Raw genomic sequence first — 20502 nt, forward strand, 5'->3', positions numbered from 1 at the left:
AGAGATTTCTGAAAAGAGAGAATATAACATTATATGTTAAAAGTTTGCATCATCTTGATTATAAGGAAAAGAACATGAGAGCAGGGCGGTACATTGGCGTGATGTCAGGCACAAGTTTAGATGGTGTTGATGTTGTATTAGCTGCAATCAATAATAAGTTCGTTGCACAACAAGAAACTCATTTTTTACCTTATCCACAAAATCTACGCCAACGAATTTTAGCTGTTTGCCAAGGGCAATCTACAACCTTGCATGAAATCGGTCTATTAGACGCCCAATTGGGTGAACTTTATGCGCAAGCAATTATAGAGTTGCTTGCAAAAGTAAAACTTAGTGCGAGTGATATTACGGCGATAGGGTGCCATGGACAAACTGTTTGGCATGAGCCAGAAAGTGATATGCCCTTTACTATGCAAATTGGTGACAACAACCGTGTTGCTGCATTGACAGGAATTACGACAGTTGGTGATTTTCGCCGCAAAGATATTGCTTACGGCGGACAAGGTGCACCTTTAGTACCGGCTTTTCATCTTGCTGTATTAGGACATCCTGCTGAAAAACGCGTGATTTTAAATATTGGTGGTATCGCCAATATCTCATTGTTATTACCCGGTATTGCCGTCAAAGGTTACGATACGGGGCCAGGAAATATGCTATTAGATAGCTGGAATTGGATCCATAACCAAACACCCTATGATGATAATGGTAAATGGGCTGCGACGGGTACGGTGAACCCAATTTTATTGAAAGATATGCTTTCGGATCCTTACTTTTCGCGTTCAGCACCTAAAAGTACAGGGCGAGAATATTTTAATACACAATGGCTAAATTACTATTTAGCAAGAGTACCTAATGTTTTTCCTGAAGATGTACAAGCAACACTCGTGGAATTAACGGCGATAAGTATTGTGCAACAGATCCAACTAAACGGTGGATGTGAACGTTTACTCGTTTGTGGTGGTGGGGCGAGAAATGGACAAATAATGCATCGTTTAGCGGCACTATTACCCGGTACAGAAGTTGCGACAACAGATAAATATGGGTTAAGTGGCGATGATATGGAAGCGTTGGCATTTGCTTGGTTAGCTGCTCGTACTATTGCAAATGAATCAGGAAATTTACCTTCTGTAACAGGGGCATCAAGAGAAACTGTTTTAGGGGCGATTTACCCTACAAATCCTCGTTAAGCGTGATATGCTGAATACAGTTTCTCAAAAGAGAGAGTGAAAAATGACAGAACTTGATTTTATTGATGTTGCAGATTTACGCCGCGAATATATGAATGGTGGACTACGACGTCATGAATTAACTGAACAGCCATTAGTTTTGTTTGAAAAGTGGTTGAAGCAGGCTTGTGAAGCGCGTTTGAGTGATCCTACTGCAATGTGTGTTGCAACTGTTGATGAAAATGGCCAACCTTACCAACGTATCGTGTTATTAAAACACTTCGATGAACATGGCTTAGTCTTTTACACTAACTTGGGCAGTCGCAAGGCGAGTCATTTAGAACACAATCAACGCGTTAGTTTATTATTCCCTTGGTATCCATTAGAAAGGCAAGTTTGTTTTTTAGGGAAAGCTGAAAAGCTTTCTCCCATTGAAGTCATTAAATATTTCCATAGTCGCCCTAAAGATAGTCAAATTGCGGCATGGGCTTCTCAACAGTCTTCCCGTATCTCGGCAAGAGGCGTGTTAGAAAGTAAATTCCTAGAATTAAAACAGAAATTCCAAAATGGAGAAGTGCCATTACCGAGTTTCTGGGGGGGATATCGAGTGACATTTGATTCTGTCGAATTTTGGCAAGGGCGAGAAAATCGTCTACATGATCGCTTTATCTACCAAAAATCACCACAAGGATGGGACATTGAGCGATTAGCACCTTAATAATGTGTTAATAAATTTACCTCAAAAAGTCTTTTTCTACTGGTACTTAATGTAGTGGCGCTTTATGCTATACCACTTGTGTTTCACTTATATTTTAAATAGACAAAAAACAATAAACCGATGGAGTCATTGATGTCTAGCAAGAACCTAATCACACAATTGCAGGAGCGTGGGCTAATCGCTCAGGTCACGGATGAGGCAGCTTTAGTAGAGCGTTTGGAGCAAGGTCCTATCGCTCTCTATTGTGGCTTCGATCCAACCGCTGATAGCCTGCACTTGGGGCATTTGGTTCCTTTGCTGTGTTTAAAACGATTCCAACTAGCCGGGCATAAGCCTGTGGCGTTGGTGGGTGGTGCAACGGGTCTAATTGGTGATCCTAGTTTTAAAGCCACCGAGCGCAAACTGAATACCCAAGATACTGTTCACGAATGGGTAGAAAAAATTCGTAAACAAGTGTCACCTTTCTTAGATTTCAACAGTGGTGAAAACAGTGCGGAATTAGCAAACAACTATGACTGGTTCGGTCAAATGGATGTGCTGACATTCCTGCGTGATATCGGTAAACACTTCTCTGTGAACCAAATGATCAACAAAGAAGCGGTTAAACAACGTTTAAACCGTGACGATGTGGGGATCTCTTTTACTGAATTCGCCTATAACCTATTGCAAGCTTATGACTTTGCGTCATTAAATACGCATTTAGGTGTTGAATTACAAATCGGTGGCTCTGATCAGTGGGGTAATATCACTTCAGGTATCGATTTAACCCGTCGTTTCAATCAGAAACAAGTATTTGGTATGACTGTGCCATTAATTACTAAATCTGATGGAACTAAATTTGGTAAAACAGAAGGCGGAGCGGTTTGGTTAGATCCTAAAAAAACAAGCCCATACAAATTCTACCAGTTCTGGATCAACACAGCAGATGCTGACGTTTATCGCTTCTTAAAATTCTTCACATTTATGAGCATTGAAGAAATTAATGCACTTGAAGAAGAAGATAAAAATAGTGGTCAAGCGCCTCGTGCTCAACGTGTATTAGCAGAACTCGTTACTGGTTTAGTTCATGGTGAAGAAGGTTTGATCGCTGCTAAACGTATTACAGAAAGCTTGTTTTCGGGTGCAATTGCAGATTTAACGCAAGCTGATCTTGAACAATTAGCACAAGATGGTATGCCAACAATTGAGTTAGAAAAAGGCAGTGATTTGCAACAAGCACTGGTTAATGCGGAATTAGTTCCTTCTCGTGGTCAGGCTCGTACAATGATCGGCTCTAACGCAGTTTCAATTAATGGCGAAAAACAAGACAACCCTGAATACGTCTTTGAAGAAAATGATTTCTTATTTGGTCATTATTCCATTTTGCGTCGCGGTAAAAAACATTACTGCCTTGTTATCTGGAAATAAATTGACAGTAAAGGGCAGCTGGTGAGTTGCCCTTTTTCTTAATAACAATAAATAAACGTATATACCTCGCCTATGATGATAAAGCTTGGGTGTTGTGTGTATTCACAATAATCGGTTTATGTCATGAAAAATATACTCTCTATTCAATCACATGTTGTTTTCGGTCATGCTGGTAACAGCGCCTCTGAGTTTCCAATGCGTCGTATGGGGGTGAATGTTTGGCCTCTAAATACCGTGCAATTTTCAAATCACACACAATACCCAGAAAAATGGACTGGCTGCGTCATGTCAGCAGAACATATTACTGAAATTGTTGATGGTATTGCCGCAATCGGTAAACTTTCACAATGTGATGCGGTACTAAGTGGCTATTTGGGATCGGCTGAACAAGGTTTACGCATTGTTGATATCGTCAAAAAAGTAAAACAAGCAAATCCTAACGCATGGTATTTTTGTGATCCTGTCATGGGACATCCTGAAAAAGGGTGTATCGTTCCTCCCGCTGTTTCAGGCGTGCTATGTGAAAAAGCATTACCTATTAGTGATATCATTGCACCTAATTTATTAGAGCTTGAAACATTAAGTGGTGGCAAAGCCCTTCATAATGTTGATGAATGCGTCAATGCAGCTCGTGAATTGTGTAAACAAGGCCCTAAGATTGTATTAGTCAAACACTTATCACGTGCAGGATATCGTCATGATCGCTTTGAAATGCTGCTAGTAACGGCAGAACACAGTTGGCATGTTAGTCGTCCATTAGTTGATTTTGGTGAGCGTCAACCTGTGGGTGTCGGTGACTTAACAAGTGGCTTAATGCTGGTGGATTTACTTAAAGGTGTTGAATTACAAACTGCATTAGAACACGTTGCCGCGGCGGTTTATGAAGTGATGCTAAAAACGAAAGAGATGAATGAGTACGAACTGCAACTTGTTGCTGCTCAAGATCAAATGGTGCATCCAACACACAGATTCTGCGCAACACAGATAGATTAATTGTAATAAAACGCATTTAATTAAAACAAGAACGGAGGCTTAATCGTTTCCGTTTTTTTAGGCGGTCAGTTGTCAGATATCGATGGAATATAAGAACAAAAATAATATTATATGTCGTAAAAAAATATTTTTTCGCAGTGCTCGAAATTATTATTTATTTTATTTCCTTTAGTTTTATATTAACTGTATTTTTTTAGTAAGTTTTCTATATTTTTAAAATCAACAGCATAATCATTAAGAACAATACCTTTAAAGGTTACCAATTTATTAAAAAAACTTTGTGCATGTAATGCCATTGTTTTTATAAGCAGATCTTTTTTAATGAACGATTTTCTTGATTTATTGGCATTGATGGTAATGAGCACATTTTCATTGATAGGCTGAAATTTTATTTCAATAGGTTGGTCGGGAAAGTTTGTTTTAAACTCTTGATTTTTACTTATTTTAACTAAACCTTCAATCAGGTAGCTCCATAATTGATCAACATAATCCCACATCCCTGTATCGATTATTTGGATATTATAAATAGATAACTCTATTGCACCTTCAATATAAAAAGTGTCATCTAGATTTCCGGTGTAGTCATTAATTTCAATAAAACTATTTTTAACTTTTAAATAAGTGCGAATGGTTATCATAAAATATTTCTTTTATTCAATTAGCCAAATAATCATGGAAAGATCTTTGTAATTATACCTTCCCCAATATAACCATTCTCCCAAATATTAAAACTCATATTGATTTTTAAATAAGGAAATATTTCTTCAGGCGATAGGAATATGATGGGAATGTTGTTTGCAGTTTCACCTGGATAGAGATTTATTTCTAGCTCGTTGATAAGTATTCTACAATCAAACCCATGTTGTGCTATTTCAATAGGAGATGCGAAAAAAAGAGGGCAGTGATAAGGTCGAGATGAAGTCATCGGTGATCTTCTACCGCCTAATTGTGTTGTAAACAACGTTATTGTCGCATGGATTTTACTCATATTCGTATGCCAATTTCTTTTAACGCATTATCTTGTTAAACACAATATCAAAGAAATTATAGCGTTATAATTTCTTTAAATACTTTTTTCATGCCACCCCCTAATTTTATTTTACTCAATCCATAGTGGGCAAATTCTTTAGCTGTATCAATGTTATTCAATGATAGCCAATATTTAGCACAAACATGACTTAAAGTGGTTTGAGTAATAGTATGCATTAAATAATTGGGAAGTGTACGGTTTTCTATCATATTCAGTGTGATCGGTGAAAACACATCATCAAGTGATATAAAATTATCAAAAAAATCTGTAATTCTAGATTCAAATAAAGATTTGAAAAAATCATGACTATTTATTGTTTCTATAGGAAAATCGCCTTGAGGATGAATTCTAAAACGTATAATGGAATCAATTTCTTTATTTGAGAATGTTTCTAAGTTAGGAATAATAGGGGAAACACCGAGATTAATAAAATATTTATCTCCACTGCTTTTACGTTGTAAGTTAATTGATTTGGTATAAAAATGAGATGTTTGAAAAACATTATTTTCATTAATTTTACGAAATCCCTGTTTAATAAAAAACTGACTAAACGCACTCATTATGGTCGATATCCTTATTGACTTAAATCTAGGAGGTAAATGTTAAAAATAACTCAGATAGGCAATTTACCTGAGTTATTTTAAATAAGAGCTAAGGGATATTACTCTTTAAGTAACCCTTCAGTGACCAGTGCGCTGTGCACATTAGGTCGTTGCGCAATGCGTATTAGGTAGTTTTGTAGGTGTGTTAAATCCGTTAAATCTAAACCAACATGCGGTGCCCACTGGCTTAATGTAAATAAATAGGCATCAATAACGGTAAAATGCTCACCACATGCACATTTTTGTTTACTCAATACATCATTAATATAAGCAAATTTACTCTTTAATTTACTTTTAACAATAGGTATATAGCTTTCAGGTGTCTCTGGTGAAAATAGAGGGCCATAGCCTTTATGCACTTCACTTGCAAGAAAGTTTAACCACTCAATTTGATGATAACGCTCTAGTGATTTTGGGGGCGCAATTAAATTTCTATCAGGTTTTAAATCCGCAAGATATTGAACAATTGCAACACCTTCAGTCAAAATATCACCATTATCTAATTGAAGAACAGGAACTTGCCCTTTGGGATTGATGGTTAGAAAGTCTTTCCCTGATTCTGTTTTCTTAGCACGTAAATCGATACGCTCTATTGAGAAATCTAAACCTGTTTCACGTAAAACGATATGAGGGGAAAGTGAGCAACTACCTGGCGTGTAGTACAATTTCATATTGAATAGCTCCCTATCAATGAGATGGCGAATTAAGTTACAGATATCAGAATATCTTCACTAATATAAGATGATAAGAGGTTCTAAGAAATTAGCAAACTCAAATGGTGCGAATAAAAAAGGCTTTTGTAAATCTGTGAACAAGGCAGTTAATTGATGAAAATACACGAAAAAATACTCCTTATATATTATAAATATAAGGAGTATTTATTTATGACTCTTCAAATGAAGGTAAAAATGAAATATCAAGGTAATAAATTTTAGGATTTTTTTTATCAACATAGACTGTCACGAACTCTCTATTAATATAAGGGGTAGGATCAAAAAAGATATAGCCACTTTTATAACGAATTAATCGATTGTTTAATGTATCGTGATAATCAGCAATAATTTGATAGGGATTACGGTGATTAAAACGAATATGATTATTAATGATAATTTCAGATATTTTTACATTGATAGGCATTCCATCTCGTTTTAATCGTTGATCTCTTGTGGCTCTTCTTCTGATAAAATACAAAGGGATAAGCCCTGTTGACGCAAAAACTAATCCAAAAATACTTAATATTGTTCCCGCACCATATAAACCTAAAAAATTATTTATTGTGGCTCTGTGTGGTTCAGTTGGAAGATAAATAACATTAATTCTTTCGCCAAGGTGAAAGCGAGATTGGCTCCTACCCTCCGGTGAGCGAAATGTTATTTCTCTATTATCTTCTGTGCTAAACTGAATAATAGGGTGATAAAGGTAGCTGCCATTAGATGATTTACTCACACTTTGGTCAATAACAATGCCGGTTGTTTCTATTCCATTTCTTACTACATTTAATTCAGATTTAATAACAAATAAAGCTACAATAAAAATAATTGCACCAATAAGAGCAAAAATATAAAACAGAAATCTAAATTTCTTCATACATTAAATCCTTTTATTAATATGTGATTATTCTATCGCTAATAGAATGAAAAACTTATAGGAATAAAGCTAAAAAAGTGAAATTTAGCTAATGATTTATAATATTAATAATGAAGGAAGAAATATATAAGATAAAAATACAAAAGTTAATCGAGTTAAGAGGAAAAGTAGAAAAGCGGCATAAAAAAACCAGCCTTAGTTGTAAGGCTGGTTTTTATTATTCATAGAACAGAATTATTTTAGTTCTAATTCATTCATTGCCGCGATGCTGAAACCACCATCTACGTGAACGATTTCACCTGTGATACCGCCAGATAAGTCAGAGCATAGGAATGCTGCTGTATTACCCACATCTTCGGTTGTTACAGTACGACGCAGAGGCGTTACTGATTCGCAATGGCTTAACATTTTACGGAAATCTTTGATACCAGATGCCGCTAATGTACGGATTGGACCCGCAGAAATACCGTTAACACGAATACCTTCAGGACCCATAGCATTTGCCATATAACGAACGTTAGCTTCTAAAGAGGCTTTTGCCAGACCCATAACGTTATAGTTAGGGATTGCACGTTCAGCGCCTAAATAAGTTAGAGTTAATAGAGCTGAATTTGGATTTAGCATCTTACGGCTTGCTTTCGCCATAGCAACGAAGCTGTATGCACTGATGTCGTGAGCAATTTTAAAACCTTCACGAGTGACTGCATTAACGTAATCACCATCTAATTGGTCAGCAGGAGCAAAACCGATAGAATGAACAAAACCATCGTATTTTGGCCAAACTTTTGCAAGTTCTGCGTACATAGTATCGATGCTTTCATCTTTTGACACATCACACTCTAATACGATATTCGAGTCTAATGATGCTGCAAATTCTTCAACGCGTGGTTTCAGTTTTTCATTTTGGTAAGTAAATGCAAGTTCTGCACCTTGGTCACGCATAGCTTTAGCAATACCATAAGCAATTGATAATTTACTAGCAACACCAGTAATAAGAATGCGTTTGCTGGTCATAAAGCCCATAGCTGTATCCTTGTTTTTTCGTAAATCGCGATAATAACATCATTCACAGTTTTATTTATCTGTTAGGTTATCACGCTTATTGTTAATAAACGTGGCTGATTCTACCACGACATTTGTAAATTTGTTTAATTTCCCTAGCACCTCCGAGGAGTTAAGGGAAAAGGGTGAAATAATGTGCAATTAACATTAGGCTTATATTGTTTACACTTAAGTTAAATCTTGACGCCAAGCTTCTGCTGTTAAGGCTTCACCAAAGTGGCTTGCTACCAATCTGCGAGTGACTTCATGTAAGGGGGACGCAAGAACTTCTGCTGTATTACCACGCTCAACGACTTCGCCATTATCCATCACAATGATTTTATCGCTAATATGTTTTGTCATGCCCAAATTTTGTGTCACATAAATATAGGCAATATCATGAGTCTCTTGCAGTTCTAACATCAAGTTTATAATTTGTGAGCGTAAAGACATATCCAATGAAGCGATTGCCTCATCGGCAATAATGACTTGAGGTTGTAATATCAATGCTCGTGCAAGTGCAATTCGTTGGCGCTGACCTGATGCAAACATATGAGGATAATAGTTTGCATGTTCAGGCAAAAGACCCACTTGACGTAATGTTTGATAAATTCGCTTCTCACGCTCAATCGCACTTAAGTCTGTATTCAGGCGTAAAGGGATCTCTAACGTTTGACCGATACGTTGGCGCGGATTTAATGAGTTAGTGGGATCTTGAAATATCATTCTAATTCGTTGGCTACGATAAGGGTAATCACCAAAAGACAGTTGATGTCCATTAATAAAAATATCGCCCCCCGTAGGCTCAGTCACACCAGATAACATTCTTGCTAGTGTTGATTTTCCTGAACCATTAGCGCCAATAATCGCTAAAGTTTGTTTGGGTTCTAGCGTAAAACTTACAGGTTTTACGGCTTCTAACTGCTGACGCCGAAATAATCCCGTACGATAGCGAAATGTTTTTGATAGATTTTTCACCTCAAGCAGTTTATCGAACATCAGTTGGCTCCACATTCAACGGAAAATGACAAGCCACGGCATGATTTTTAAATACACGTAACCGAGGTGCTTCAATACACTGTCGTTGCGCATAAGGGCAGCGAGGTCCTAAACGGCACCCCACAGGCAAATGCTCAAGGGAGGGGATTGCGCCAGGTAATGTATTTAAACGGCTCTTATGTGCCAATGAGTTGGTAAAATCGGGAATAGAACGGATCAACGCTTGGGTATAAGGATGATAAGGTGTCACTAATAACTCGTCAGGGGATGCTGTTTCGACGGTTTGACCACAATACATAACCGTAATTTTATTTGCCAATTTACTCATCCATTGTAAATCATGGCTAATCAACAAAATGGTCATATTGTTATTCTGATTGAGCCGAGTGAGTAAACGAAAGATTTGGGTTTGTGTTGCCGGCTCCATAGCGTTAGTTGGTTCATCTGCAATCAGTAATCTAGGCTGATTTGCAATAGCAATGGCAATCATCACCTTTTGGCATTCACCTTCAGTTAATTCATAAGGATAACTGCGCATAATATCTTTGTGATCTTTAATACCGACACGGTGCAACAGTTCAATTGCACGGCGTTTTCGCCAATGAAAGCGTTGCCACCAGTGACCTTTAAAAGTCCAACCGGGGATTGCCTGTATAAGCTGTTGCTCAATTTTTGTCGCAGGATCAAGACAAGATTGTGGCTCTTGGAAAATCATTGAGACATTATGGCCAATGACACGGCGTCGTGCTTTTGGTGATAATTTAAGTAAGTCGATATCATCAAAACGGAAACGATCGGCGGTTACACTGATATTATCTTTCGTCACGCCACAAATCGCTTTTGCAATTAAGCTTTTTCCCGATCCTGATTCACCAACAAGGCCTCTCACTTCACCTTCATTTAGGGTTATAGAAACTCGGTCTACTGCCTTTACTGGGCCATCAGGTGTCATAAATTCAATGGTTAAATTGCGTATATCTAATAAAGGCATTATTCAACTCCCTCATTTATTGCACGCTGCAAACCATCACCTAAAAGATTCACCAATAAAACACTTATCATAATTGTGGCACCCGGAATTAGGACTGTCCAAGGCGCAACATAAATTAACTCTAATGAATCACCTAACATCGCTCCCCATTCTGGTGAAGGAAGTTGGGCACCTAAATTGAGAAAACCTAATGCTGTAATATCAAGAATAGCAATTGAGAAGGCGCGTGTTAATTCAGAAACTAATACTGGCGTAATATTAGGCAACACGGTATACCATAAAATGGAAATATTCGATGCACCATCAAGTCGAGAAGCAATAACATACTCTTTGTTTAACTCATCATTAACAGCAGAGTAAATCATTCTGACTAAGCGAGGTAACAGTGCTAACCAAATTGCGATCATCGCGTGACCAAGACTTGCTCCAACAAAAGCGACAACAATAATAGCAAGCAGTAGGGATGGAATGGATAACAATGTATCTAATATATGATTGAGAATGGCGGATTTTAAGCCATGGGTCATGCCGGCAAAACAACCGATAATTAATCCCATCAGTGTTGCTGCAAAAGTGACAATAAATGCACCACCAAAGGTCATACTTGTACCAATTAAAATTCGGCTAAATACATCACGTCCTAAATCATCTGTACCAAAGAAATAAGAGACATTACCGTTTTGATACCAAGAAGGGGGAGTCAGTTGATGGCCAAAAAATTGTTGGTCAAGTGCATAAGGCGCAATATAAGGACCTATAATACTGAGCACTAAGAGAAAAAGAACGCCATAAAACCCTACCATAGAAATAACGTCTTTAGAAAAACATTGCCAAATTACCGCAGCAGGTGTAGGGGTTTTCTTCTCTTTATAAAATTGGCTATCTAAAGGCATATCCCACCTTGTGTTTCATTGGGTTGCTCATCGCGCCCACAATATCTGATAGTACGTTGACAATAATGACCATTGAACCCACTAACATTACGCCCGCTGAAATAGCCGAGTAATCTTGTTGGCGGATTGCTGTAACTAACCAACGACCAAGCCCTGGCCAGTTAAATACAATTTCTGTCACCATAGTGAGTGTAAGCATGGTGGAGAACTGTAAGCCTAATTTAGGGATGATAGGGGGTAAAGCATTATGAAGAATATGTCGACGAATAATTGTAAAACGAGAAAGACCTCGCGTTGCGGCTGCTTTCACGTAGTTTTCGGACATAATTTCTTCTGTACTGTTTCGCATTAATCGAATAACTTCGGTTGTTGGTGCAATAGCCAACGTTATTACAGGTAAAATCAGATGCTGTAATACGTTAATGATCATTTGTTGGCGATAAGGTGAATCAGATAACCATGCATCCACTAATGCAATGCCTGTAATCGGTTGTAAGTTATAAAGTAAATCAATACGACCTGAAACAGGTAGCCAACCCAAATTGAGTGAGAAGAAAAGAGTGAGTAGCAATGCCAGCCCGAATACAGGCACAGAGAAACCTAAGAGCGCAAAGTTACTGATAATAATATCGGCGGATTTATTACGCCAAACCCCCGCAATAATACCAGCAGGGATACCTAAAATAAGAGCAAAAAGAAAGGCTAATGTACAAAGCTCCATGGTTGCTGGAAGTGCTTCTACCAATTGTGCTTTGATAGGTTCACCATTGATAGAGGAAATACCAAAATCAAAATGGATCATATTATGGGCATAAAAAAAGTAGGCATCAGTGAGTGATGCACCACTTAACGGGGCATTGGGTGTGTAATAACTTAGGCTAAAGCTCACTAGCGACAAAAAGAACAGTGTCACAAGCAATAAAAGCAATCGACGTATTGAATAAATAATCATGGATTATTTTATAGCCTCTTTCTTGTGATTCTGCTCATCTACTTCTGCCTCTCGATAAACACCAGCAAAAGACGCATTACCAAAAGTACTTAATACCAATCCTTTAATATCATAACGATATGCTTGCATACGTAAAGAGTTTGCTAAAGGCAATACAGGTAACTCTTGAGCAAGAATATCTTGAGCCTCATGATAATAATCCATTCTTGAAGCAAGTTGCTGACTATAAAGCGCTTTTTTCAAAATGTCATCAAAGTTAGGTAAACACCAATGACTTAAGTTAGTTTGTGAGCCAATTGCAGCACAGCTAAATAGAGGACGGAAAAAACTATCAGGATCATTACTGTCTGTTGACCAACCAGATAAGGTCATATCATGACTCCGATCCATCATACTCGTCTCTTGATATCGCCCTTCAATAGGACGAATATTCATTTGAATGCCTACCTGTGCTAAATCTGCTTGAATGAGTTCAGCCATTTTTAATGGGCTTGGGTTATAAGATTGTGAAGCGCTAGGTACCCAAAGATTTAATTTCAGCTCATCAAGGCCGAGTTCTTTAAGAATTTGTTTCGATTTCTCAGGATTGTATTCTGTAATTTTTGCTCGATTATCATAAGCCCAAGATGCACGAGGAAGGACTGATGCTGCCGTCTCAGCCGTACCATAATAAATAGATTCCATTAAACGTTCATTATTAATGGCATAAGCAATAGCTTGACGAACTTTAAGATCATTCAAGGGGGGCTTACTGGTGTTAAAGGCTAAATAAGCGATATTCATACCAGAGCGCAATGTTAACCGCAGTCGCGGATCGTCACGTAAAACCTTCAGTTGGCTTGCTGCTGGATAGGCTAAAACATCACATTCACCAGTGAGTAATTTAGAGATACGACCAGTACCACCAGCCCCCATATCGATAACAACCTGTTGCATTTTTGGTTGGCCTTTCCAGTAATTTTGATTTCTAAATAAACGAACAAATTGTCCCGGTTGATATTCATCTAGAAAGAAAGGACCTGTTCCGACCGGTTTCCAATCAAGCTGTGTTTGATCGCCTGATTTTTCTAAATTTTTGGCGTATTCAGCTGAAAGAATAGGGGCGTAATGTGTTGCTAAATGCCATAGGAAAGAGGCATCAGGCTCTTTTAAGCTAAATTCTACCGTGTATTGACCTAGTCTTTTTATTGATTGGATATTATTGGCAAAACTTAAACTATCAAAATAGGGATATTTTCCACCATTGATTTGATTGAAAGGGTTTTGTGGATTAATCATCCTTTCAAAACTAAAAATAACATCATCAGCAGTAAGTTTACGTGTTGGTGTAAACCAAGGTGTTTGTTGAAAAGAGACATTTTTACGTAAATAAAAGCGGTATGTCGCGCCGTTATCTAATGATTCCCATCGAGCGGCAATTTCAGGGATCAAGCGATAAGTGTAAGGGTCAACATCTAAAAGACGATCATAGAGCTGTGCCGCTAGAGGATCAATAATTAATCCACTACTTGATAACTGTGGATTAAAGGTATTTACACTGCCATCAACACAGTAAACAAAGCCATTTTGATTAATTGGAGTTGGCTCAAGCGTTATAGATGGTGCTTGTGTTTTGGGTGCTACATCTGCGAGACAAGCCGCACTTGTAAAGGAGAGTAGCAAAGTACCAATAAATAAAATAGGACGCATAAATAATGTCTTTTAGAGAAACGATTTTGCTATTGTAACTTAAAAAACTTTCTATCCCAAAATAGTCAAAAAAAAACAAAGTGAGAAAAATTCTCAATAAAATGCTTTACAAATGCTAATGATAAAGATTATCATCCGTATTGTCCTTCGGCGGTAAGAGGTTTTCCGCAAAGGGCACGACATTGCTCACATTGCTTCCAGTATTTTTTTACTAGCCAGCTCGGGTGCTGGCTTTTTTTTTGCCTATTATTGACAAAGTCACTTTGAAATTAAAAAATTTATTTATCAATGAATTAAGTTGTTATTTTGTGTTTTTTAATTAGCCCTCTGAATTGATCGTAGCTTAGTGATAACTTTTCAGCCGCCTCTTTTTGGTTATATAAGCTCTCTTTTAATGCATTATTCACTAATTTTTTTTCTACATCATTTTGCCATTGACGCAAATCCAACGGTAAGGTAGGTAGTGAAAAATTTTCTTTAGACGATGTCTTTAATATGGGGATTCTGGGCGTTTGAAGACCAGCAAAAGGATCAATAATAATAGTGTTGAGTGTGTTATCACTGGTTCCATGACGATAAACTGAGCGTTCAACAACATTTTTTAGCTCACGAATATTACCCGGCCATGAATAATTTAAAAGTACTTGGCATGCGCTATCACTAAAACCAGGGAAAAAAGGTAAACCTAACTCTTGGCACATTGAAATAGCAAAATTCTCAGCAAGCAACATAATATCTGCACGTCGTTCTCTTAATGGCGGAAGTCTAATAACATCAAACGCTAATCTATCCAGTAAATCGGCACGAAATTTACCATCTTCAGCCATTGCGGGTAGATCTGCATTTGTCGCGCAAATCAGCCTAACATCAACATGCAGAGATTGACTGCCTCCCACTCGTTCTAAATGACCATATTCAATAACCCGCAGCAGCTTTTCTTGCACAAGCATGGGCGCTGTTGCTAGTTCATCTAGAAAAAGAGAACCGCCATCCGCTCGTTCAAAGCGTCCTTGATGACGATTTTTAGCACCCGTGAAAGCCCCCGCTTCATGACCAAAAAGTTCAGAATCAAGTAAATTATCATTAAGTGCAGAACAGTTGATTGAAATAAAAGGTCCTTGCCACCAAGGGGAAAGGTAGTGTAATCGATGAGCGATCAGTTCTTTACCAGTGCCTCGTTCGCCAATAATTAATACCGGTTTTTTTAATTGAGCAAGCGCTGAGGTTTGTTCTAATACATCAATAAATTGACTATCAACGCCGATTATTGTCTCTAAATTCTCGTTCATTGGTTAAATTCACCATATTGAGGTATTTTTTGCCAGTTTATCATGTGTTTAAAAAATAAGCTAAAAATACAAGTCGCTTATTATCAATGAGTTAAGTGAATCTTAAAAGTTGGCACGTAAATTGTATTAACTAAAGTATGCGGCGTTATGACAATGCGCCATTGTGAATAAATCAACATCACTAATTAGCATAGCTATTAAGGATAACATCATGGGTATATTTTCACGTTTTGCTGACATTATTAATGCCAATATCGCTTCTTTATTAGATAAAGCGGAAGATCCTGAAAAAATGATCCGCCTAATGATCCAAGAAATGGAAGATATGTTAGTTGAGATCCGCACAACCTCTGCACGTACTTTAGCTGAAAAGAAAGGATTAGAACGCCGTATCGAACAAGCTGAAAAACAGATGAAAGATTGGCAGGATAAAGCAGAGTTGGCGCTTATCAAGGGAAAAGAAGATTTAGCTCGTGCAGCATTAATCGAAAAACAACGTGTAGCATCAGTTAATGACACCTTGAAACACGAACTGATTATTATTGATGAAACGTTAACTCGTTTAAAAGGCGAAATTAGCGAGTTAGAAAATAAGCTTACTGAAACACGCGCAAAACAGCAGTCTTTAGTTGTACGTCATCAAGCTGCAAACTCATCTCGTCAAGTTCGTCGTCAATTAGACAGTGGCAAAATGGATGCAGCAATGGCACGTTTTGAGCAGTTTGAACGCCGTATTGACCATATGGAAGGTGAAGCTCAAAGTTACGGGTTAGGTAAAGAGAAATCATTAGACCAACAGTTTGCTGAATTAAAAGCTGATGATGAAATTAGCGCGCAATTAGCGGCATTAAAAGCTAAAATCAATATCAATAAAGAGTAACAGCAAGCGTAATAACCATCTTATAAAGGATATGTAATGGGCTATATATTTCTGGGAATACCACTGACCATTTTTATTTTGTTTATTCTCCCTATCTGGCTGTGGCTGCATTACAACAGCCAGAAAGGCGGAGGTAATGTTCAGCTAACCCAACAAGAAATGCAGCGACTGAGCGCGCTGGTGGATAAGGCTCAGCAAATGCAGGAGCGCATTAAGACATTAGAACAAATACTTGATGCAGAACATCCTAACTGGAGGCAATCATAATGACGATGCAGAGCAAACAATTGTATCGCTTGCCACAAGAGGGCGTGATCCGTGGTGTATGCGCAGGCCTAGCCCATTATTTTAATATTCCTGTTTTACTTGTCAGGGTTATTGCGGTGATTGCGCTGTTTGCTGGCTTTTTTGGTTTAACGATTATTGCTTATCTTGTCTTAAGTTTCTTTATGGAGCCTGCTCCTGCTAATTACCTGCAAGGTGAAGATCAGCAAGAAAGCTTAAAAGAAATTTTAAGTGGGGTAGATAATCAATTGATGCAAGGCGAAAAACGGTTACAACAAATGGAGCGTTATATTACCTCTTCTAGTTATCAGTTAAATAAACGCTTTCGAGATTTGTAATATTTTCGCCATTTAATCTGATAAGACGCTCCATTTTAGGGGCGTCTTTCTTTCAGGCCGTTTATCTTTTTCAATGCTTATATTGTAAGAGAGTAAAATTTCTGATTGAGGAGCGTATTGTGAATTCCAATCAAATATTCGTTTCTTTAAAAACAAATAAACTCGCCCAATTAGCCAAAAAAGGGTTAACATTTGGATTAATGTTATTCACTTTATTTGGACCAGCTGCAATCACAGGCGGTATATTAAAACGAGTAAGTAGCAAACCGTTACGTTGGCTGGTTCTATTGATAGCTGAGCCTATTATCAAAGCAGGCTTTAATAAGCTATCGCGTCAAGTGTCTTGGGAGAAACATGAAACGCCTACAAAATGAACTTACAGCTTTTATTAATCGCGGTGTTGATAGGCATCTTCGTTTGGCCGTAACTGGATTAAGCCGAAGTGGTAAAACCGCATTCATTACCTCTTTAGTTAATCAACTTATTAATGTGCACACTGGTGCGCGTTTACCGCTGTTTTCGGCTGCGCGAAATAAGCAACTACTCGGTGTAAAACGCATTCCTCAACACAATTTAAACATCCCTCGTTTTATGTATGATGAAGGAATGGAGTCACTTTATCATACTCCCCCAAGTTGGCCTGTTCCTACGAAAGGGGTCAGTGAAATTCGTTTACAACTGCGTTATCGATCTAATGAATCTTTAACGCGGTTTATAAAAGAAACATCTTCTCTTTATTTAGAAATTGTTGATTATCCTGGTGAATGGCTATTGGATTTACCCATGCTTGAGCAAGACTATTTTGAATGGTCAGAGCAAATGAATAAGGTCAATCGACAAAGAACGTCACCAGAACAACATTGGCTATCACTTCTTAATAAATGTGATCCTTTTGCGCCAGCGGATGAAACCTTATTAGCTGATATTGCCTCCGCTTACACTGACTATTTATTAGCATGTAAAAAAGAAGGACTTCATTTTATTCAACCAGGGCGTTTTGTATTACCTGGTGAATTAGCGGGAGCACCCGTTTTACAGTTTTTCCCATGGGCTGATTTACAAAAATACGATATTGCTAAATTAAAGAACGCAGATAAACGTACTAATATTGGTATGCTAAAACAGCGCTATGAATATTATGGGCAGCATGTTGTAAAAGGGTTTTATCGTGATCATTTCCAAGGATTTGATAGACAAATTGTTTTGGTTGATTGCCTACAACCTCTAAATCAAGGTGCTGATGTTTTTAATGATATGCGCCAAGCATTAACACAATTAATGCGCAGCTTTCATTATGGAAAAAGAACTTTATTGAGACGTTTATTTTCTCCTTGTATCGATAAACTTCTCTTTGCAGCGACAAAAGCTGACCATATCACGGTTGATCAACATGAAAATTTAGTCTCATTGCTTCAACAGCTTATTCAAGATGCTAAACAAAATGCTATTTTTGAAGGGATCAGTATTGATTGCATGGGACTCGCGTCTATCGCAGCAACTGAAAGTGGAATTGTTGATCATCATGGCGAAAAAATACCCGCCTTAAAAGGTTTTCGTTTAAGCGATAATACACCATTAGTGTATTTCCCTGGCGAGGTTCCTAAGCGATTACCTGAAAAATCATTTTGGGAAAAACAGGGGTTTAGCTTCGAATCTTTTAGGCCTCAGCATATATCAAGGGATAGTGCAGTTCCTCATATTCGTATGGATAGTGCAATGGAATTCTTGTTAGGGGATAAATTAAAATGAATGAGCCATTAAAATCGCGAATTGATTTTAAAGAGCCCATACTTCAAGAAGAAGTTACTTTGAAAAAAGGTGTTGGCTTTAATGAAAATGAGCAATTTTTGCCGGTTGATCCACAATTGGATGAAGAAAATGAAGGACAATTAGAAAGTGATGTTCAATCAATTTTAAAACCGAAAAAAAGTGTTTGGAAACGTTTATTAACAATTGCGAGTACCATTTTAGGGGTTAGTGTTATTGCCCAAACGGGGCAATGGATTTATGACTCATGGATAAATGCTGACTGGATTGCATTGGGTGCAGCCAGTGCAGGTGGGTTAATTGTTGTTGCTGGTATTGGATCTGTTATAACTGAGTGGCGCCGTATTTATCATCTACGTCAACGCGCAGATGAAAGAGATAAAGCAAAAGAATTACTTTATAGCCATGCGATGGGAAATGGTCGGCCATTTTGTGAAAAACTGGCTAAACAAGCGGGTATTAGCTCACAGCATCCCGCATTAATTCGTTGGCAAAGTGCGTTACATGACACACATAATGACAAAGAAGTATTAACGCTTTATAGCCAACTTGTTCAACCTATTTTAGATAAACAAGCCAGAGCTGAAATTAGTCGTTCTGCTGCGGAGTCAACTTTAATGATCGCTGTCAGTCCGCTAGCTATGGTTGATATGGCCTTTATTGGTTGGCGTAATATTCGTTTAATTAATCGTATTGCAGAAATTTACGGTATCGAATTAGGCTACTATAGTCGTTTAAAACTATTTCGTCTTGTTTTGGTCAATATTGCATTTGCTGGTGCGACGGAACTGGTGAGAGAAGTTGGAATGGACTGGATTTCACAAGATCTTGCTGCACGGTTATCAACAAGAGCGGCTCAAGGTATTGGCGCTGGTTTATTAACGGCACGCTTAGGAATAAAAGCAATGGAATTATGCCGTCCTTTACCATGGATTGATGATAATAAACCTAAACTAGGCGACTTTAGAAAAGAGTTAATCGGAAAATTAAAGAATACTATTAGTAGTAAGAAGAAAGAATAAATTATTATATTCATCTTTTAATTGTTTTCAAATAAGAACCGTAGAAACCATTCTGCGGTTTTTTTGTTTAAATGTTGGTAAGATATTGTTTATATAAAATCGTCTTAATAACGAAAGTGATGAAATATTGTTATTAAAATAAGGCATTGAATGCTATAACGTGTTTTTATATCTTAATCAAAATATTTCTTTTTTGAAAGAAAGTATCTTGAGTTTTATGTGATAAATAGCGTTAAACCTTATCAAGGAATAGATTAGAGTTCTATTATATCAATATGGTTACAATCATCTATTTTATAAGGTACTTGATATTTAATAAATAGAGATAGGTTTCTATTTATAAACAATAGTTAATAATTTTTTAAAAGGCTGAAAAATGGAAGAAGTGAAAATATCTTTAATAAAGAAACTTTCTAAATCAAGACGTAAACTTTATATAAGTTCGGCATTTCATATCTCAATTATTGATAATCAACTCAGTATTCTAATCCCTATTATTAGTGAAGCGATTAATGAGATTAAAAAGAGGCAATACCAAAAGCAACTTAAGTCATTTCAAATAAAAGAGATATCCCAAATTTTTGAATATCTCACTGAGTCGGGTAAGAAAGAAAGGGCAATAAACGCATTAAAGTATCTCCTTTTTTGTTTTGATTATGGATGTAAGACTATCAAACAGGTGATCCGTCGAGAATTAAGCCCTTTATTAAAGGATGTCGAACATCTTATCGATTTTGAACTAAAAAAAATAATAAAAACCTATTCATTTCCATTTTTTAGTTTATTTAAAGCATAATAGTCTTGCTTAAAAAGCAGAAGATTAATTTAATTGTGTAAAAATAAATGCTAGTGG

Annotated in this window: 23 protein-coding genes; 11 read left to right on the forward strand and 12 right to left on the reverse strand. The window is 37.3% G+C overall.

The window, feature by feature from the left end; all coding sequences use genetic code 11:
• Positions 1 to 74 precede the first annotated feature (74 nt).
• The 4 genes from anmK (at position 75) to pdxY (ending at position 4284) form a co-directional block, all read left to right on the forward strand.
• Positions 75 to 1187 carry an anhydro-N-acetylmuramic acid kinase gene (gene anmK, locus SB028_RS08615; protein WP_069369295.1) on the forward strand — a complete coding sequence of 371 codons (1113 nt, stop codon included), beginning with the start codon at positions 75 to 77 and terminating at the stop codon, positions 1185 to 1187.
• A gap of 43 nt (positions 1188 to 1230) precedes the next feature.
• Complete coding sequence (pdxH, locus tag SB028_RS08620) at positions 1231 to 1884, forward strand: pyridoxamine 5'-phosphate oxidase (protein ID WP_069369294.1); 654 nt, start codon at positions 1231 to 1233, stop codon at positions 1882 to 1884.
• 132 nt (positions 1885 to 2016) lie between these two features.
• Entirely contained in the window at positions 2017 to 3291 is a 1275-nt protein-coding gene (tyrS, locus tag SB028_RS08625) for a tyrosine--tRNA ligase (protein WP_069369293.1), read from the forward strand.
• 123 nt (positions 3292 to 3414) lie between these two features.
• Positions 3415 to 4284 carry a pyridoxal kinase PdxY gene (gene pdxY, locus SB028_RS08630; RefSeq protein ID WP_069369292.1) on the forward strand — a complete coding sequence of 290 codons (870 nt, stop codon included), beginning with the start codon at positions 3415 to 3417 and terminating at the stop codon, positions 4282 to 4284.
• A 179-nt stretch (positions 4285 to 4463) separates the two neighbouring features.
• On the opposite strand, the gene SB028_RS08635 is transcribed toward pdxY, so the two are convergent.
• The 12 genes from SB028_RS08635 to pspF form a co-directional block, all read right to left on the reverse strand.
• Positions 4464 to 4922, reverse strand: a complete 459-nt coding sequence (locus SB028_RS08635) for a hypothetical protein (RefSeq protein ID WP_069369291.1) — start codon at positions 4920 to 4922, stop codon at positions 4464 to 4466.
• Between the two features lie 32 nt (positions 4923 to 4954).
• On the reverse strand, positions 4955 to 5272 hold the full coding sequence (locus SB028_RS08640) for a hypothetical protein (RefSeq protein WP_069369290.1): 318 nt from the start codon (positions 5270 to 5272) through the stop codon (positions 4955 to 4957).
• A 56-nt stretch (positions 5273 to 5328) separates the two neighbouring features.
• Positions 5329 to 5874 (reverse strand): DUF4304 domain-containing protein, encoded by a 546-nt coding sequence (locus SB028_RS08645; protein ID WP_069369289.1) that lies wholly within the window; start codon positions 5872 to 5874, stop codon positions 5329 to 5331.
• A gap of 101 nt (positions 5875 to 5975) precedes the next feature.
• Positions 5976 to 6587, reverse strand: a complete 612-nt coding sequence (gene gstA, locus SB028_RS08650) for a glutathione transferase GstA (RefSeq protein ID WP_069369288.1) — start codon at positions 6585 to 6587, stop codon at positions 5976 to 5978.
• A gap of 211 nt (positions 6588 to 6798) precedes the next feature.
• Positions 6799 to 7503: a DUF3592 domain-containing protein gene (locus SB028_RS08655; protein ID WP_069369287.1), complete on the reverse strand. Its 705-nt coding sequence runs from the start codon at positions 7501 to 7503 to the stop codon at positions 6799 to 6801.
• 234 nt (positions 7504 to 7737) lie between these two features.
• Positions 7738 to 8526 (reverse strand): enoyl-ACP reductase FabI, encoded by a 789-nt coding sequence (fabI, locus tag SB028_RS08660; protein ID WP_069369286.1) that lies wholly within the window; start codon positions 8524 to 8526, stop codon positions 7738 to 7740.
• 207 nt (positions 8527 to 8733) lie between these two features.
• Positions 8734 to 9543: a putrescine export ABC transporter ATP-binding protein SapF gene (gene sapF, locus SB028_RS08665; protein ID WP_069369285.1), complete on the reverse strand. Its 810-nt coding sequence runs from the start codon at positions 9541 to 9543 to the stop codon at positions 8734 to 8736.
• Entirely contained in the window at positions 9533 to 10534 is a 1002-nt protein-coding gene (gene sapD, locus SB028_RS08670; protein ID WP_069369284.1) for a putrescine export ABC transporter ATP-binding protein SapD, read from the reverse strand. Before sapD ends, sapF begins: the two co-directional genes overlap by 11 nt.
• On the reverse strand, positions 10534 to 11427 hold the full coding sequence (gene sapC / locus SB028_RS08675) for a putrescine export ABC transporter permease SapC (RefSeq protein ID WP_069369283.1): 894 nt from the start codon (positions 11425 to 11427) through the stop codon (positions 10534 to 10536). Before sapC ends, sapD begins: the two co-directional genes overlap by 1 nt.
• Positions 11414 to 12379, reverse strand: a complete 966-nt coding sequence (gene sapB / locus SB028_RS08680) for a putrescine export ABC transporter permease SapB (protein ID WP_069369396.1) — start codon at positions 12377 to 12379, stop codon at positions 11414 to 11416. The genes sapC and sapB overlap by 14 nt, the downstream gene beginning before the upstream one ends.
• A gap of 3 nt (positions 12380 to 12382) precedes the next feature.
• The gene (gene sapA / locus SB028_RS08685) at positions 12383 to 14068 is read right to left on the reverse strand and encodes an ABC transporter substrate-binding protein SapA (protein WP_069369282.1); all 1686 of its coding nucleotides are present in this window, start codon (positions 14066 to 14068) and stop codon (positions 12383 to 12385) included.
• 293 nt (positions 14069 to 14361) lie between these two features.
• The gene (pspF, locus tag SB028_RS08690) at positions 14362 to 15357 is read right to left on the reverse strand and encodes a phage shock protein operon transcriptional activator (protein WP_069369281.1); all 996 of its coding nucleotides are present in this window, start codon (positions 15355 to 15357) and stop codon (positions 14362 to 14364) included.
• Positions 15358 to 15568: 211 nt separating this feature from the next.
• Between pspF and pspA the strand changes: the two genes are divergently transcribed.
• From pspA to SB028_RS08725, 7 genes are all read left to right on the forward strand, one after another.
• The gene (gene pspA, locus SB028_RS08695; RefSeq protein WP_069369280.1) at positions 15569 to 16237 is read left to right on the forward strand and encodes a phage shock protein PspA; all 669 of its coding nucleotides are present in this window, start codon (positions 15569 to 15571) and stop codon (positions 16235 to 16237) included.
• A 36-nt stretch (positions 16238 to 16273) separates the two neighbouring features.
• Complete coding sequence (gene pspB / locus SB028_RS08700) at positions 16274 to 16504, forward strand: envelope stress response membrane protein PspB (RefSeq protein ID WP_069369279.1); 231 nt, start codon at positions 16274 to 16276, stop codon at positions 16502 to 16504.
• Positions 16504 to 16860 (forward strand): envelope stress response membrane protein PspC, encoded by a 357-nt coding sequence (gene pspC, locus SB028_RS08705; protein ID WP_069369278.1) that lies wholly within the window; start codon positions 16504 to 16506, stop codon positions 16858 to 16860. The genes pspB and pspC overlap by 1 nt, the downstream gene beginning before the upstream one ends.
• Positions 16861 to 16979: 119 nt before the next feature.
• Positions 16980 to 17234: a peptide permease gene (locus SB028_RS08710; protein ID WP_248620617.1), complete on the forward strand. Its 255-nt coding sequence runs from the start codon at positions 16980 to 16982 to the stop codon at positions 17232 to 17234.
• Entirely contained in the window at positions 17215 to 18609 is a 1395-nt protein-coding gene (locus tag SB028_RS08715) for a YcjX family protein (protein ID WP_069369276.1), read from the forward strand. Before SB028_RS08710 ends, SB028_RS08715 begins: the two co-directional genes overlap by 20 nt.
• Positions 18606 to 19649, forward strand: coding sequence for a YcjF family protein (locus SB028_RS08720; protein WP_069369275.1), 1044 nt, complete (start codon positions 18606 to 18608; stop codon positions 19647 to 19649). Before SB028_RS08715 ends, SB028_RS08720 begins: the two co-directional genes overlap by 4 nt.
• Before the next feature lie 376 nt (positions 19650 to 20025).
• A complete protein-coding gene (locus SB028_RS08725) occupies positions 20026 to 20445 on the forward strand; it encodes a hypothetical protein (RefSeq protein WP_248620618.1) in 420 nt (139 codons plus the stop codon).
• Positions 20446 to 20502: the final 57 nt, after the last annotated feature.

It is taken from the genome of Proteus vulgaris, assembly GCF_033708015.1.
GTDB lineage: Bacteria > Pseudomonadota > Gammaproteobacteria > Enterobacterales > Enterobacteriaceae > Proteus.